Source organism: Pseudomonas wayambapalatensis, assembly GCF_049942315.1.
GTDB lineage: Bacteria > Pseudomonadota > Gammaproteobacteria > Pseudomonadales > Pseudomonadaceae > Aquipseudomonas > Aquipseudomonas wayambapalatensis.
This window is the reverse complement of the sequence record NZ_JBNFMU010000228.1, coordinates 100,855-116,113: the sequence shown is the minus strand read 5'-3', so window position 1 is coordinate 116,113 and position 15,259 is coordinate 100,855. Positions and strand designations below refer to the sequence as shown.

Genomic DNA, 15,259 nt, shown 5'->3' with positions numbered 1-15,259 from the left:
TTGCGTGAGGGCTGAGAGGTGCTTGCCGAAAGTTCTTTAGTGCCTATGAGATCGAGCGCCGCCCGCGCGGCGCTTCGCGGGCAAGCCCGCTCCTACATTTGTTTCGGGCCAGTTATGCCTGTGCCACAGGCGCGCGACCGCCTGGTGTGTACGACTCGATATCGCGCCGTGCGCCAAAGGGGTCGCGCGAAAATGTCACAGGATTCATTGGCCCGAAACAAACTGTGGGAGCGGGCTTGCCCGCGAAGCGCCGCGCGGGCGGCGCTCGATCTCACAGGCCCTAAAAAGCTTTCGGCAAGCACCTGTCAGCCCCACGCAATCGCACAGCCCGATCAACCCTGACGATAACGCGGCGCCAGTTGTTGATTCGACAGGTGCCCGTTCAACGCCTGACGGCTGGCCTCGAACGCCTCAAAGCGTTCGAACTCGTGCAGCGACGGAATCGAGATCAGGCGCTTGGCGTCGAAATCGGCCAGTGCCGCTTCCACTAGGTCCTGCGCAGTCATGACGATCGCCGGATCCAGGTGCTCCACCGGCAGGCCGCCGATGCTCCAGAAATCGGTAGCGGTGGCGCCGGGCAGCACGGCCTGGACCTGCACGCCTTTGTCGGCCAGCTCCTTGTGCAGGCTCTGGGTGAAGGCGGTGACGTAGGCCTTGCTGCCGCCATACACGCCATTGAGCAGTTCCGGCAGCAGGCTGACCACTGAGGAGATGTTGATCAGCGCACCCTCGCCGCGCTCGACGAAGCCAGGCACCGCAGCATAGGTCAGGCGGGTGAGGGCGGTGATGTTCAGGGTGATCATGCGGGTCATCTGCTCGACGTCGCTTTCCAGCAGCGCGGTGTGGGTGCCGATACCCGCGTTGTTGACCAGCAGGCCGATGCTGGCATCTTCGCGCAGGCGGGTTTCGATGCGCGCCAGATCCTGGCTGTCGGCCAGGTCTGCCGGCAGGACTTCGACGCTGCGCCCGGTCTGGCTGCTCAGGCGCGAGGCCAGTTGATTGAGGCGTTCGCGGTTGCGGGCGACCAGGATCAGGTCGTGGCCACGGCGGGCCAGGTGTTCGGCGTAGAGTGCGCCAATGCCGGTAGAGGCGCCAGTGATGAGGGCTGTACGAGTCATGGTTGCTGCTCCGTGGGTGGGGTTGCAGCGATGATGCGCGGCTTTGCTTGTGGCGCAAATGACACATATAGTACGTTTTCAGGACATCAAGCGAGGTGCGTCATGCATCGGGTCGGCTATCTGTTGTGTGAAAGGTTCCAAGTCATGGCGCTGGCGTCGCAGTCGGTGTTCGAGTTCGCCAATGTGCTGACGGGCAAGCGCCTCTACGCCTTGGGCAACTACAGCGTGGCCGGCGGTGTGCTGGTGTCGTCGCTGGGTATGCAGTTGCAGACCCAGGCGGTCGATACCCCGGGGCATGCCGACACCTGGCTGGTGGCGGGCACATTGTCGCCGATCGCCTCACCTGCCGATGCGGCCAGCGTGGACCTGGTGCGTCGGCTGGGCGAGCAGGCGCGGCGTACCGCCGGGATCTGTACGGGGGCCTTCACCTTGGCGGCAGCCGGCCTGCTCGACGGGCGTCGGGCGACCACGCATTGGGTCTACGCCCGGGAGCTGCGGCAGATGCACCCGGCGATCCAGGTAGAGGACGACCGCATCTTCATTGCCGATGGCAACATCTGGACGTCCGCCGGCATGACCGCCTGTATCGACATGGCCCTGGGCATGCTCGAGCAGGATCACGGCCATGAGCTCGCACGAGCCGTTGCGCATCGGCTGGTGATGCACCAGCGTCGCTCGGGAGGCCAGTCGCAACATTCGCAGCTGCTCGACCTGGCACCGCGCACCGACCGCATGCAGAGCGTGCTCGAGTACGCTCGCCAGCACCTGCGGCGGCCGCTGAGCGTCGAGGAACTGGCCGAGGTTGCGCACCTGAGCCCGCGCCAGTTCAGCCGGGTGTTCACTGCCGAAACCGGGCAATCGCCGGCGCGAGCCATCGAGGGCCTGCGCCTGGAGGCGGCGCGGCTGATGATCGAGCAGAGTCGCCACAGCCTGGATGTGGTGGCGCGCGAGACAGGATTTCGCGACCGTCGGCATTTGCGCGAGGCTTTTGTACGCGGGTTCGGTATTCCGCCCCAGGCGATACGTCGTGATGCGCGGCGTGTGGAACGTGACGGAGTCGTCGCATGAAGAAGCGGGTGCGCATGGACGACCTGCAGGTGTTCGTCACCACTGTCGAGGCCGGTGGGCTTTCAGCGGCAGCGCGGCAGTTGGACATCTCGCCGGCTCTGGCCAGCGCCGCGTTGCAGCGCCTGGAGCACAGCCTGGGGATTCGTCTGTTGGTGCGCTCGACACGCCGTCTGCGCCTGTCGGACGATGGCGAGCGTTATCTGCCTCACGCGCGTCAGGCCCTGGACGCGCTGGTCGACGGTGAGATGGCGCTGGAGCAAGCACGCGCCGAACTGGCGGGGCCACTGCGGTTGTCGATGCCGTCGGACCTGGGGCGCAACCTGCTGTTGCCCTGGCTGACGGAGTTTCAGGCCGAATATCCACGACTCGACATGCGCCTGCGGGTCAGCGACCAGGTGGCCGATCTATTTGGCGAGCAACTGGATGCCAGCATCCGCTACGGGCTGCTGGGGGACTCCAGCCTGGTGGCCTTGCCGCTGGCCGCCGATAACCGGCGTACGCTCTGTGCAGCACCGTCCTATATCGCCCGCCATGGCGCGCCGCAGACTCCGCAGGCGCTGGCCGGGCACAACTGCCTGCGTTATGTAATGGGTGAGCAGATCCACGAACGCTGGAGTTTCGAGAATGCAGGCGCAATGACCACGGTACTGGTCAGTGGCGACCGCTGCAGCGACGATGCCGATATCGTGCGACGCTGGGCGGTGGCAGGGCTCGGTGTGGTTTACAAGTCGCGCCTGGATGTGCTCGAGGACATTCGCGCCGGAAGGCTGGTGGAGTTGCTGTCGGACCATGCAGGGCAGGCGGCGCCGCTGCAACTGGTATGCGCGCACCGACAGTCGCTGAGCCCGGCGGTGCGGCGCTTGCATGGGTTTCTGACGCTGAAGCTGCAGGCGTACCTCGCATGAGCGGATAGGCCTGCAGCCACAGCGCTTCGGTTCACAGCACATTGAAGCCGTGGGTGCCATCACGCTTCAGTTGCGCGATCAGACCGAACTCCCAGTCGAGGTAGCCTTGCATGGCTTCACGCGGGTTGTCGGTCCCTTCGTATGGCCGGCGGTAGCGGTCGGTACGCTCCACCGCCAGGCGCGTCTCACCTGTTTCCAGTGGCTTGCCGGCGGCGATCCAGCTCGCCGTGCCGCCTGTCAGCAGGTAGACCGGTGTGCGCGTCAGGGCTTGCAGGTCGGTGGCGGCAAAGCTTGCCAGCAGGCTGCTGCCGCAGGTCAGCACGTAGCGCTCGGCCTTGGGCAGGCGCTCCAGGGCCTCGGGCAACTGCGCGCGGATCGCCCAATAAGCACCTGGGATGTGGCGCTTGACGTAGTTGGCGCTGGCGGTGAAGTCCAGCAAGACGGTGCCTTCCTCGGCCAGCCAGGCCTGCAATTGCTCGACGTCGATCTCGGTATTGCGCGCAAGTGCCGGGCGGGGTGCCTGCCATTCGCCGGTTTCGCTGAAGTCGGCCTTGCTCAGGCCGTCGAGCACCGCCACTTCCCAGCCCATCTGCGCGAGCCACGAAGCGCTCATGTTGGCACGCACGCCGTCGTCATCGACCAGCACGATGCGGGCGCCGCGTACGCTGGCGTTGTGATCGGTTTCCTGCACCAACTGGCCACCGGGCGTGCAGCGGCTGTCGGGCAGGTGCCCGGCAACGTATTCCTCGGGTGTGCGCACGTCGAACAGATAGGTGGTGCGCGCAGTCTCTGCCTGCCAGGTGGCCAGGCCCTGGCGGTCCAGGCGTCGCACTCCGGCCCGGTCGGCGACGGCGCGGGCGCGCTCGGCAGCGCTGCTGCGGGTGCTGTCGCCGACCTCGGCGAAGCGCTGCGCCTGGCCGTGGGCCAGTTGTTGACCGGCCAGTGTCCAGCCGATGGTGCCGTTGCGCAGCGCTGCCACCGGGTTGGGGATGCCGGCGTTGACCAGCGATTGTGTGCCGATGATGCTGCGGGTGCGCCCCGCGCAGTTGACGATCACCCGCGTCGCTGGATCCGGTGCCAGTTCGGCGACGCGCAGCACCAGTTCGGCGCCGGGCACGCTGATGCCTCCAGGAATGCTCATGGTCTGGTATTCATCGAAGCGCCGGGCGTCGAGCACCACCACGTCGGCCTGGCTGTCGAGCAGGGCCTGGACCTCTTCGGCGGCCAGCGAGGGCGTGTGGCGCACACTCTCCACCAGTTCGCCGAACGCTTTGCTGGGTACGTTGACGTCGCGAAACAGCTCGCCGCCGGCATCGCGCCAACCGCCAAGCCCACCTTCGAGCACCGCCACATCGCTGTAGCCCAGCGCCTGCAGCCGCTCGACAGCGATGGCCGACAGCCCCTCGCCATCGTCGTAGACGGTGATGGCGGTGTCTCGGCGTGGCACGCGGGCGAAAATTTCCAGTTCCAGCTTCGAAAGCGGGATGTTGGCCGCGAACAGCGGATGCGCCTGGGCGAAGGGGTCTTCTTCGCGCAGGTCGATCAGGGCGACTTCTTCCTGGGCCAGCAGGGCGGTGCGAAGGTCATGAAAACTGCGGGTGCTGAGGCGGGTCATGGGGCAGGGTTCTCTTTGGACAGGTCCCAGATGTTGGGCAGGCTGGTGTTGGAATAACCGGAGATGAACGGCTTCTCGCTACCGTCGGGCAGGTATACGGCGCGGCTGACCGCACCGATGTTGGCGCCGTAGACATGGATGCTGATCGAGACCCGGTCGTCGAAGGCGTTGCTGACCTGATGGATATCGCCGATGCGCGGTGACACCGCTTCCACGTGGCCAGGGTCGATCCGCAGCCGCTCGCCCTGCGCCACCAGGGCGCCATGGGCGTCGCGGGTGAAGCCTTGGGCGTATTCGGCACCGCGCAACATACCGATCAACCCCCAGACACGGTGGTCATGGATCGGCGTGCTCTGGCCTGGGCCCCAGACGAAGCTGACCACCGAGAAGCGCTGGCGCGAATCGCAATGCAGCAGGTATTGCTGGTAGCGGGTCGGGTCCGGCTGGGCAAGGGCTTCGGGCAACCAGTCGTCATGTGCGACCAGGCTGTGCAGCAGGTTTTGGCCCTGGTCGAGCAGGGTGGCTTCGTCGGGGTTGCGGTCCAACAGGTCGGAGAGTTCGCCAATGAAGTGGCGCAGGCGCTCCAGGCGCGGTGTCTGGCTCATGGTTCAGGCTCGGGCTGACGATCATAGGTAAACCCTAGCAACTGCCTGAATATTCTCAAAATTCAAATTACTCATAAGCTAATATGCAAAACAAGTATTTAAAAGTGGCGTGGCATGATCTGCGAAATCTGCATTTTGAATGCATTAGGTTATGCCTAAAACGAATTTCACAGGGTGTGATCAAGTGGTTAGCGTATAAGTAAGTCGGCAATTAGATTCAAACGCTATAAAAACCTAACTGACCTTGGGACACCTGCAATGAGCGTTCAATTCATCGGCATGATCGGCCATCGCCTGTCATCGGAGACCAGCTTTCTCATTCGCGGCTTCGACCCGCTGGCCGACGCCGAGAACTATGGCCGCGAACTGATTCCGTTGACCCGCGCCAAGGTGGCAGCGCGCAACGCCTGACATTCACTGTTACACGCGACGAGACCGCACGCGCGGATCGCCCTGACTTGCCCGATGCGGCATCTGGAGACGAACGTGCGTTATCTCAAACAACTGGCCGCCGGTGTGCTGGCCACCTCGATCAGCCTTGTGGCTGCCGCGCAGACCCTGGTGGTCGGCGACCAGAGCTACAACGCCCGTGCCGTGATGGAAGCGGCCGGCGTGCTTGACGATTTGCCCTATACCCTGGAGTGGAAGCAGTTCACCGCCGGCTCCCCTGTGGCCGAGGCGCTCAATGTCGGCAGCCTCGACCTCGGCCTGTTGGGGGATGCACCGCCGTTGTTCCTCGGTGCACTCGGGGCGCCGATCAAGGTGGTGGCGGTGTCGAGGCAGAACCTCGAAGGCGTGGCGATCCTCGCGCGCAAGGATTCTGACATTCATAGCCTGGCCGACCTCAAGGGCAAGCGCGCGGCGATCTGGAAAGGTTCCTGGAGCCAGCAACTGCTGTTCAGCGCCCTTGACAAGGCCGGTGTACCCCGCGACGCATTGGAGCTGCGCTACCTCAGCGCCCTGGACGCCTCCCATGCGCTGGATGGCGGCTCAGTCGATGTGATCGCGACCTGGGAGCCTTATGTCACCCAGCAGGAGCGCCAGGGCGCACGGGTGCTGGCCACGGCCGAAGGGATCATCCCGGCGCAGAGTTTCGTGGTCGCCAATGCCAAGGCGGTGCAGGACAAGCGGGCGCAGATCGCCGACTTCCTCCAGCGCCTGAAGAAGGCGCGTCAATGGACCCTGAGCGACGCGGCGCACACCGAAGCGTACGCCGACGCCTGGGCCAAGCGTACCCGTGCCGACGGCGACATCGCCCGCGCCTGGTTCGCCCGCGCGCGCACCGACCTGGCACCGCTCAACGCGCAGGTGATCACCGATGCGCAGAAGACCGTGGACTTCTTTGCCGGCATTGGCCTGATCAAGGGCTATCCGGCCGCGAGTCTGTTCGACACTTCGTTCTCGGCGGCGCTGCAGGACAGCACCGTCACCCAGCACTGAGGCCCCGGCATGAGCAAGCGACAGATCAAACTGGGCGCCCTGACCATGGGCTGTGGTGGCCCCGGCCGACACAACCTGTGGCTGGACCCGGCGCTGCCTGCCGACGCCAGCGTCAATATCGACTGGTACATCGATATTGCCCGCCAGGCAGAAGCTGCGCTGTTCGACCTGATCTTCATCGTCGACAGTCAGTTCATCACGCCAGGTTCGCCGTCCCATTACCTCAATCGCCTCGAACCTCTGACCCTGCTCTCGGCTGTGGCTGTCAGCACCCGTCATATCGGCCTGGTCGGCACACTGACCACCTCCTACAACGCGCCGTTCAACGTCGCTCGGCGCCTGGCCTCGCTGGACCTGATCAGCAAGGGGCGTGCCGGTTGGAACGTGGTCACCAGTGGCGATGCCGGCACCGCCGGCAACTATGGGCTGGATGAGCATTACGACTACGACACCCGCTACAGTCGTGCCCACGAGCATGTCGAGGTGGTGCAGAAGCTCTGGCATTCCTATGAAGACGATGCCTTCCCACGGGATCGCCAGAGCGGGCGCTTCCTCGACCCCGCCAAGCTGCACAGCCTCAATCACAAGGGTGAGCACTTCTCGGTGGTCGGCCCGCTGAACATCCAGCGCTCGCCCCAGGGCCAGCCGGTGATCTTCCAGGCCGGGGATTCCGAGCAGGGGCGTGACCTGGGGGCGGCGACGGCGGACGTGATCTTCACCCACGCTGCAAGCGTCGAGCAGGGCCAGGCGTTCTACCGGGACGTGAAGGATCGCGCCGCACGCCTGGGGCGTGATCCTGAGCAGGTGCTGGTGCTACCGGGGGCCGAAATCTATGTAGGTGATACCGACGAGCATGCCCGCGAGATCGAGCGTCACTATCATCAGGCCGATCACAGCTTCGAGCTGGCGCTGAAGGAGTTCGGGCGTAACTTCGGTTGGCACGATTTCAGCCAGTACGACCTCGATGCGCCGTTTCCGCAGCAGAGCCTCGAGTTTGCCCGCAGCAGTTTCTTCACCAATGCCAAGCGCATCGCCGACCAGGCGCGGGACAAGGGTTTCAGCCTGCGCCAGGCAGTGGAGTTCGGCCGCCAGCTACGCCCAGGCGCCTTCGTGGGCTCGGCGCAGACGGTGGCGGCGAAGATGGCCGACTGGTTCGAAGCCCGGGCGCTGGACGGGTTCAATATCTACATCGGACATCCGGGGCAGTTCCGACGCTTTACCCAGGAGGTGGTGCCGTTACTACAGGAGCGAGGTGTCTACCGAACGGCATACGAAGGGACGACCCTGAGGGAGAGCCTGGGGCTAGCCATACCGCGCTTCGCTGGTTGAACCTGGCCGCTTCGGCGATGGCCTCACTGGCCATTTCCGGAAGCGGCAACCCGTTTCGGCTCAATGCACGCGCTTGCGCGTCGCCACGCAGGCCTGGGCCTGCAGCGTCAGTTCGTCAAGGTGCTCATCGCGCTGGCGCTCGGCGTCGATCATTGCCGCCTCGCCATGCTGATTGAGCAGATAGGCGTGGATCTGACGCACTTCCAGGGTCTGGTAGATGGGCGCAATGTCCAGGCGTCCGACTAGCGCGCCGCTGGCCTTGCCGGTGCTGCTCATCAGCACTTGTGGCCCGGTGGCGCTCACGACCTGCAGGCCCATGGCCTCGAACCAGGGTACGGCATGAGCAAAAGCGCTCATCTCCACGCAGCTGTAGCGCGCCCGCAGGTCTGTCAGCAACCCACGGGCGATGCCTTCACGACGGTGGTCAGGGGATACGGCGAGAAACGCCAGAACACACGCGTGCTGATCATCCTGGGCCGGCAGGGCGAGGGCGAAGCCCAGCAGTTGGTCCGGGGCCTCGGCGTCCAGCGCCAGGACCAGCTCCACGGCCAGGCCACGGGTGCCGTCCAGGGCCTGCAGGTATTGGTGGACTTCGAGGCCGACACCGTACTGGTACAGCGGATACAGCGGGTTGTCCGCGGTGATGGCGACGCTGCTCAGCGCGCCGACATGTTCGATCACCAGCTGGCGGATCTGGTTCTGGAAGGATTCGGGCGGCACGCCGTCGAGGCGGCTCAGGATGAACATCGGGGGACAGGCTCCGGCGGTTGAACTGACCCCGCGCCTGAATGACGCGGGGTGCACAGTCTAACCGCTTTTACCGGCTTGGCCTCACTGGCGCAACGCGGCCAGCATCAAGTCGAGGTTCTGCACTGCAGCGCCCGAAGCGCCCTTGCCCAGGTTGTCGAACACGGCCGTCAGCAGGACCTGCCCGTGCTCGGGATTGGCATACAGTGCCAGGCGCAGGTCGTTGCTGTCGTTCAGGGCCTGCGGGTCCAAGGGGGTCGCAGGCCCTTGCTGGTGCAGGGGCATTACCTGGACATGGCGTGCGCCCTGATAGTCCTGTTCGAGACAGGCCTGCAAGTGCTCGGCGGTGACGCCTGGCGACAACAAACGCAGCTGCAGCGGGATGCTCAACACGATCCCCTGGCGATAGTCGCCGTAGCCTGGCAGGAACATTGGGCGTGCGCTCAGGCCAGCGTGGGCCTGGATCTCCGGGACATGCTTGTGCGCCAACTCCAGACCATAGAGCTGCAGGGCCGGAGCAGGATCGCCGCCTGACTGCTCATGGCGCTCGACCGCAGCGCGACCGCCACCGGAGTAGCCGGAAATGGCATGTACGCTCAACGGATAGTCCGCAGGCAGCAGGCCGGCGCGCACCAGCGGGCGCAGCAGGGCGATGGCACCGGTCGGGTAGCAACCGGGGTTGCTGACCCGTGTGGCCTGGGCGATGCGCTCGGCCTGCTGCTCGTCCAGCTCGGGCAAGCCATAGACCCATCCAGGGCTGGTACGGTGCGCAGAGCTGGCGTCGATCACTCGCACCGCCGGGTTGTGAATTGTCGCCACGGCCTCGCGTGCGGCGGCGTCGGGCAGGCAGAGCAGGGCAATATCCGCGCTGTTGATGGCCTCGCGGCGGCGCTGCGGGTCCTTGCGCTCGGCCTCGGGCAGGGTCAGCAGGCGAAGGTCGCCGCGACCGTGCAGGCGGGCATGGATCTGCAGGCCGGTGGTGCCTTGGTCGCCGTCGATGAATATCAGGGGCTGGTGCATGGTGGGGATCCGCTCAGGAAGGAAGTAGGTGTATCCTCGCGGTTGTTTGATCTAAAGAAAATTTGAATATCATGATGACGATGTTCAGTTTAGCTGAATCAGGACATTCAACCGGACAAGGAGCAGCATCCTGCGAGAAATCAGCCTCGATCGCCTGCGCACACTGGTGGTGATCGCCGACCTTGGCTCCTTCGCCGAGGCCGCTCGCCAGTTGAACCTGGCACCACCGACCATCAGCCTGCACGTCGCCGAGCTTGAAACGAGGGTGGGGGCAGCGCTGCTTACCCGAACCCGCGGGCAGGTACGGCCCACGGTGGTCGGCGAAACCCTGCTGACGCGTGCCCGTCGGCTGCTGGCCGATGCCGACCAGGCGCTGGATGAAGTGCAGCGTCAGGTGGCCGGATTGACCGGGCGGGTGCGCCTGGGCGCCTCCACTGGCGCCATTGCCCACCTATTGCCCAGTGCGTTGGCGGCCCTTCGCAGTGAGCATCCTGGTATCGATGTGCAGGTTCAGGTGCTCACGTCGCAGGCATCGCTGGCGCGCGTGCGTGACGGTAGCCTGGACATCGGCCTGGTGGCGCTGCCGCAGGTGGCAGTGAAGGGGGTGAAGCTTACCCCGTGGCGACGCGACCCGATCATGGCCTACCTGCCTGCCGACTGGCAGCCGCCGGCGCGGGTGACACCCGCTTGGCTCGGGCAGCGTGCACTGATTCTCAACGACAGCACCACGCAGCTTTCGCGGGTGACCAGCGATTGGTTCGCGGCTGCCGGGCTGTACCCTGAGGCGCGCATCGAGTTGAACTACAACGATGCAATCAAGAGCCTGGTGGCTGCGGGTTATGGCGCGACATTGCTGCCGCATGAGGGGGAGGCGCCTGAACTGGACCGGCGCATCGCTCGACGCCCGTTGCGACCGGGGTTATGGCGGGCGCTGGGGATCGCCTGCCGCGAAGGGCAGGTGGAACGGGCCACGGGGCATGTGCTGGAGGCGCTGGAACGGTTGCGGCAATGACGGTCTGTGTCGGGTGTGGTCACAAGCATGCATCACCGCAGTGATCTTTGGGCGGGCTTGCCCGCCAAAAGACCACTGCGGTGATGCGGGTTAGCCCCGCTTGCGCTTGCGTACTGCCGTCACTGTCTCGCCACCCACTCCCCAGTTGTCGGTGGGCACTTCCTCGATCACCACGAAGGTACTGGCCGGTGGCTTGTTCAGCACCCGTTCCAGCAGTTCGGTGGTGCCTTCGATCAACAGGCGCTTGTGCTCGGCAGTGACCCCTTCGTCGGTCACACGGATATGAACGTATGGCATGGCAGGCTCCTCGAGGTTTTAGTGCCAGGTACCGGCGGTGCCGCCGCCGTCTACCGGAAGTACGACGCCGCTGACGAAACGTGCGTCGGTCAGGTATAGCACGGCATCGACGATGTCCTGCGGCTTGCCGGTGCGCCCACTCGGCGACAAGACACCCAGGCCTGCGACGTCGTTGTTGTGCAGGGGCGTCTCGATGATCCCCGGAGCCACGGCATTGACCTGCACGCCGCTACCGGCCAGTTCCAGCGCCAGGCCCTTGACCGCCTGGTTCAAGCCACCCTTGACGAGGATCGGCAGTGCTGCGGGCACTCGCACGTTAGGCTGCATGGCGACCGAGGCGGTGATCGCGACGATATGGCCATGGCCTTGGGCGCTCATGATCTTTGCCGCGGCCTGGGAGGGGTAGACGAAGCCCTTGAGGTTGGTGGAAAACAGCGCGTCGATGTCCTGTTCGGTGTAGTCGGTGAACGGTTTGGGAATGAAGATCCCGGCATTGTTGACCAGGATATCGACGCGGCCGAACACTTCCAGCGCTGTATCGAACAGCCGCTGTGCGGTGCTGGCGTCAGCGATGTCGCCAGCCACGCCGACGAAGGCGGCCGGGTTGCCCAGCTCGGTGGCGGCCTGATCGAGGCGGGCCTGGGTGCGGGCGTTGCCGACCACATTGTCGCCACGTTCGATAAAGGCCTTGGCGAGGGCGAAGCCCAAGCCGCTGGATGCGCCGGTGATAACGATGGTTCTTGCAGTGCTCATGGTGGGGCTCCAGTTAAGCGAGCCGGTTGGCTCGTTGGTGGAGCCACTCTAAGACCTCATCTGGAGTTGAAAAATAAGGCGGATGGCATTTCAATCGATACTTCATGTAATCAATCGAGCTGTCATGACCCGCCATTTCGATGATCTTCAACTGGGCAGCCTCGAGCTGTTCTGCCTGGCTGCCGATACCGGCAGCTTCACTGCCGCTGCCACCGAGGCCGGGGTCACGCCGGCAGCGGTCAGTCGCTCGGTGGCACGCCTGGAAGAACGCCTGGGTGTACGGTTATTCGTGCGTACTACGCGGCAGATGCGCCTGTCCGATGCCGGCCAGGCGTACTACCAACAGTGCCGTCTGGCACTGGGGCAACTGGTGGAGGCCGAGCGCGAAGTTTCGGGTGGCCAGATCGAGCCGCGTGGGCGCCTGCGGGTCAGTGCGCCGACGCCTTACGCCCATCACCGTCTGTTGCCATGGCTGCCGCGTTTTCGCGAGCGCTATCCGCAAGTGCAGGTGGACGTGCATGTCAGCAATCGCAATGTCGATTTCGCCGAGGAGCAGTTTGACCTGGCCATCCGCGGACGTGAGCCTGCCGATTCGCGGCTGGTGGCACGGCGCCTGGAAAACGCCGAGCTGGTGGTGGTGGGGACCCCGGGCTACCTGGCGCGAGCAGGTCATCCGCAGGTGCCGGAAGACCTGGCGCGGCATGAGTGCATCCTGTTCGAGATCCCCAGCAGCGGACGCAGTGCGCCCTGGACCTTTCGCCGTGACGGTGGCCTGGTGGAGATCGAGGTCGGCGGCTCGATCACCTGCCTGGGCGACTTTCTCGCCACCGCCACCCTCGCGCGACATGGTGCCGGCCTGATGCAGGCGTACCGCTTCACCGTGCAGGAGGCCCTGGACAGCGGTGAGCTGGTCGAAGTGCTACCGGCCTTCGGTGGTACGGCGCGGCCATTCACGTTGATCTACCCGCAGGCGCGGCACATGCCGCTGCGGGTGCGGCTGTTCATCGACTTCCTGGTGGCGGGTGGGCAATTACCCGCCACCTGATTGCGTCAGAACCAGCGGTCGTTGCGTTTACGCCCGCGGGTCAGCGCCGGCAGGATCAGGCCGGCCAGCAAGCCAGCACCGGCGATGCTGCCGCCGTAGACCATGTAACGCATCATCACCTGCTTGTTTTCGTCGCCCAGGCGCGCCTGGGTGTCGCGCAGGCTCGATTGCGACTGCTCGAGCTGTTCGTTGAGGGCCTTGGTGCGCGATTCCAGTTCATCGATCAGTGCTTTGCGCGAGTCCAGGGTTTCCTGCATGCCCTGGACGCGAGTCTTCCAGCTGTCGTCGATGGTCTTGAGCTGGCCGGACAGTTCCGCGACCTGAGCATCGAGTTGCGGCAGGCGTTCGCTCTGGCCGGGCACAGTCTGCAGGTCGCTGGTGAGGATCCACACCAGATCGCCGCTCTGGCCGCGAACCTGGCTGTAGTTGCCCTGGGTGCCGATCAGCGACACTTTCTGTCCGGACTTGAGCGTGCCGACGATCCGGTGACCATCGGTCGGGCCGCTGCGCACGTAGGTGCTCAGGCTGTCGCTGACCCAGCGTGCGTCGCTGGAGGGCTCTTCGGCGTAGACGGACGGGGCAGTGGCGAGCAGGGCGGCGAGGGCGAGGGTGGCGCGGCGGAATTCGGGCATGGTGGTCTTCGCTGAAACAGTACGGTTGGAGGCCCGGTGACTGGGCCGTGAAGCGGTCGGTGGATTGACCGTCAGCGAAAGACCGTTTTTTTGTAGGCAGGTTCACTGCTTTAGGTGGGAATTGTCCGCAAGATGTTGCGGGTAAGGGGCTTGATCAGCGAATGGCGCGTGGGTGGATCAATCGCAGCGGCGGTTTACCGCTGCGATCGATCCACCAACAGGTTGGCACTGGAGCTGCTGCTCGGCTCAGGTCACGACCTGGTAGCACGGCACATAAGCCGCACCGCCGGGCAGTTTCATCCGGTGCTGGTCGACGAAGGCCTGCAGCAATCTGCCCAACGGGTCGAGGATCGCCTGGTCGCCGCGGATCTGGTATGGGCCGTGTTCCTCGATCAGGCGAATGCCCTTGTCCTTGACGTTGCCGGCGACGATGCCGGAAAACGCCCGACGCAGGTTGGCGGCCAGCTCATGGGGCGGCAGGTCGCGGCGCAGGGCGAGATCGGCCATGTTCTGGTGGGTCGGGTCGAACGGGTGCTGGAAGCCACCGTCGATCTTCAGCAGCCAGTTGAAGTGGAAGGCGTCGTTGCGCTCGCGGCGGAACTGCTTGACCGTCTTGAGCCCTTCGACCATGTGCCGGGCGACTTCGGCCGGATTGTCGATGATGATCTGGTAATGGCGCTGCGCCGCTTCGCCGAGGGTGGCGCCGACGAAGGCATGCAGTTGCTGCAGGAACGGCTCGGCGCTGCGCGGGCCGGTGAGAATGACCGGGAAGGGCAGTTCCTGGTTGTCCGGGTGCATGAGGATGCCGAGCAGGTACAGGAATTCCTCGGCCGTCCCAGCGCCTCCGGGGAAGATGATGATGCCGTGGCCGACGCGGACAAAGGCCTCCAGACGTTTCTCGATATCCGGCAGGATCACCAGCTCGTTGACGATGGGATTCGGCGCTTCGGCAGCGATGATGCCCGGCTCGGTCAGGCCCAGGTAGCGGCTGCCGTGCATGCGCTGCTTGGCGTGGGCGATGGTCGCGCCTTTCATCGGGCCCTTCATGACGCCCGGGCCGCAACCGGTGCAGACGTCCAGCTTGCGCAGGCCCAGTTCATGGCCGACTTTCTTGGTGTACTGGTATTCCTCGCTGCTGATCGAGTGACCGCCCCAGCACACCACCATCTTCGGCTCCACGCCCGGACGCAGGGTGCGGGCGTTGCGCAGCAGGTGGAATACGTAGTCGGTGATGCCCTGGGAGCTTTCCAGGTCGATGCGCTGGCTGGCCAGTTCGCTTTCGGTGTAGACGATGTCGCGCAGGGCGCTGAACAGCATTTCGCGGGTGCTGGCGATCATCTCGCCATCGACGAAGGCATCGGCCGGGGCGTTGAGCAATTCCAGGCGCACGCCGCGATCTTGCTGGTGGATGCGGACCTCGAAGTCCTTGTAGGCCTCAAGGATGGTCTTGGCATTGTCGACATGGGCGCCGGTGTTGAGGATAGCCAGGGCGCACTGGCGGAACAGGGTGTAGAGACTGCCGGTACCGACTTCGCTCAGTTGTTGGACTTCACGTTGCGACAGCGTCTCCAGGCTGCCTTTGGGGCTGACGGAGGCGTTGATGACATTGCGTTGGGGCATCTAAGTCTTTCCTGTGCGGGTAAAACATCCTTCTTTGACAACACCATACCGAC

General features: G+C 64.8%; 15 protein-coding genes and 1 pseudogene. 7 read left to right on the top strand and 9 right to left on the bottom strand.

Annotated elements, in window-relative coordinates; all coding sequences use genetic code 11:
• Window positions 1–332: 332 nt before the first annotated feature.
• Window positions 333–1,118 (bottom strand): SDR family NAD(P)-dependent oxidoreductase, encoded by a 786-nt coding sequence (locus tag ACPZMI_RS22215; RefSeq protein WP_186664376.1) that lies wholly within the window; start codon window positions 1,116–1,118, stop codon window positions 333–335.
• Between the two features lie 102 nt (window positions 1,119–1,220).
• On the opposite strand from ACPZMI_RS22215, the gene ACPZMI_RS22210 reads away from it, so the two are divergent.
• Window positions 1,221–2,186 carry a GlxA family transcriptional regulator gene (locus ACPZMI_RS22210; RefSeq protein WP_186719545.1) on the top strand — a complete coding sequence of 322 codons (966 nt, stop codon included), beginning with the start codon at window positions 1,221–1,223 and terminating at the stop codon, window positions 2,184–2,186.
• A complete protein-coding gene (locus tag ACPZMI_RS22205) occupies window positions 2,183–3,091 on the top strand; it encodes a LysR family transcriptional regulator (protein ID WP_426353086.1) in 909 nt (302 codons plus the stop codon). The genes ACPZMI_RS22210 and ACPZMI_RS22205 overlap by 4 nt, the downstream gene beginning before the upstream one ends.
• Window positions 3,092–3,122: 31 nt before the next feature.
• Here ACPZMI_RS22205 and ACPZMI_RS22200 read toward each other — a convergent pair whose 3' ends face one another.
• Both ACPZMI_RS22200 and ACPZMI_RS22195 read right to left on the bottom strand, forming a co-directional pair.
• Window positions 3,123–4,706, bottom strand: coding sequence for a rhodanese-related sulfurtransferase (locus ACPZMI_RS22200; protein ID WP_426353085.1), 1,584 nt, complete (start codon window positions 4,704–4,706; stop codon window positions 3,123–3,125).
• Window positions 4,703–5,311, bottom strand: a complete 609-nt coding sequence (locus ACPZMI_RS22195; RefSeq protein WP_426353084.1) for a cysteine dioxygenase family protein — start codon at window positions 5,309–5,311, stop codon at window positions 4,703–4,705. The genes ACPZMI_RS22200 and ACPZMI_RS22195 overlap by 4 nt, the downstream gene beginning before the upstream one ends.
• A gap of 309 nt (window positions 5,312–5,620) precedes the next feature.
• Here ACPZMI_RS22195 and ACPZMI_RS22190 point away from each other — a divergent pair.
• The 3 genes and pseudogenes from ACPZMI_RS22190 to ACPZMI_RS22180 all read left to right on the top strand — a co-directional run.
• Window positions 5,621–5,722 (top strand): annotated as a pseudogene (locus tag ACPZMI_RS22190) (hypothetical protein); the annotation flags it as partial.
• Window positions 5,723–5,797: 75 nt separating this feature from the next.
• Window positions 5,798–6,751, top strand: coding sequence for an ABC transporter substrate-binding protein (locus ACPZMI_RS22185; RefSeq protein WP_426353083.1), 954 nt, complete (start codon window positions 5,798–5,800; stop codon window positions 6,749–6,751).
• Window positions 6,752–6,760: 9 nt separating this feature from the next.
• On the top strand, window positions 6,761–8,080 hold the full coding sequence (locus ACPZMI_RS22180) for an LLM class flavin-dependent oxidoreductase (protein ID WP_426353082.1): 1,320 nt from the start codon (window positions 6,761–6,763) through the stop codon (window positions 8,078–8,080).
• 60 nt (window positions 8,081–8,140) lie between these two features.
• On the opposite strand, the gene ACPZMI_RS22175 is transcribed toward ACPZMI_RS22180, so the two are convergent.
• Complete coding sequence (locus tag ACPZMI_RS22175) at window positions 8,141–8,827, bottom strand: GNAT family N-acetyltransferase (RefSeq protein ID WP_426353081.1); 687 nt, start codon at window positions 8,825–8,827, stop codon at window positions 8,141–8,143.
• Between the two features lie 84 nt (window positions 8,828–8,911).
• Window positions 8,912–9,847, bottom strand: coding sequence for an N-acetyl-gamma-glutamyl-phosphate reductase (argC, locus tag ACPZMI_RS22170; protein WP_426353080.1), 936 nt, complete (start codon window positions 9,845–9,847; stop codon window positions 8,912–8,914).
• Window positions 9,848–9,977: 130 nt separating this feature from the next.
• On the opposite strand from argC, the gene ACPZMI_RS22165 reads away from it, so the two are divergent.
• Window positions 9,978–10,859, top strand: a complete 882-nt coding sequence (locus ACPZMI_RS22165; RefSeq protein WP_426353087.1) for a LysR family transcriptional regulator — start codon at window positions 9,978–9,980, stop codon at window positions 10,857–10,859.
• A 90-nt stretch (window positions 10,860–10,949) separates the two neighbouring features.
• Here the strand turns inward: ACPZMI_RS22165 and ACPZMI_RS22160 are convergent, their stop codons facing one another.
• Together ACPZMI_RS22160 and ACPZMI_RS22155 are read right to left on the bottom strand one after the other, a co-directional pair.
• Window positions 10,950–11,156: a tautomerase family protein gene (locus tag ACPZMI_RS22160; protein WP_426353079.1), complete on the bottom strand. Its 207-nt coding sequence runs from the start codon at window positions 11,154–11,156 to the stop codon at window positions 10,950–10,952.
• 18 nt (window positions 11,157–11,174) lie between these two features.
• Window positions 11,175–11,909 carry an SDR family NAD(P)-dependent oxidoreductase gene (locus ACPZMI_RS22155; protein ID WP_186664389.1) on the bottom strand — a complete coding sequence of 245 codons (735 nt, stop codon included), beginning with the start codon at window positions 11,907–11,909 and terminating at the stop codon, window positions 11,175–11,177.
• A gap of 124 nt (window positions 11,910–12,033) precedes the next feature.
• On the opposite strand from ACPZMI_RS22155, the gene ACPZMI_RS22150 reads away from it, so the two are divergent.
• Entirely contained in the window at window positions 12,034–12,954 is a 921-nt protein-coding gene (locus tag ACPZMI_RS22150) for a LysR family transcriptional regulator (protein WP_186719534.1), read from the top strand.
• Between the two features lie 5 nt (window positions 12,955–12,959).
• Here the strand turns inward: ACPZMI_RS22150 and ACPZMI_RS22145 are convergent, their stop codons facing one another.
• Complete coding sequence (locus ACPZMI_RS22145; RefSeq protein ID WP_186664393.1) at window positions 12,960–13,586, bottom strand: TIGR04211 family SH3 domain-containing protein; 627 nt, start codon at window positions 13,584–13,586, stop codon at window positions 12,960–12,962.
• 246 nt (window positions 13,587–13,832) lie between these two features.
• Window positions 13,833–15,206: a nucleotide 5'-monophosphate nucleosidase PpnN gene (ppnN, locus tag ACPZMI_RS22140; RefSeq protein WP_186664394.1), complete on the bottom strand. Its 1,374-nt coding sequence runs from the start codon at window positions 15,204–15,206 to the stop codon at window positions 13,833–13,835.
• Between the last annotated feature and the right edge of the window lie 53 nt (window positions 15,207–15,259).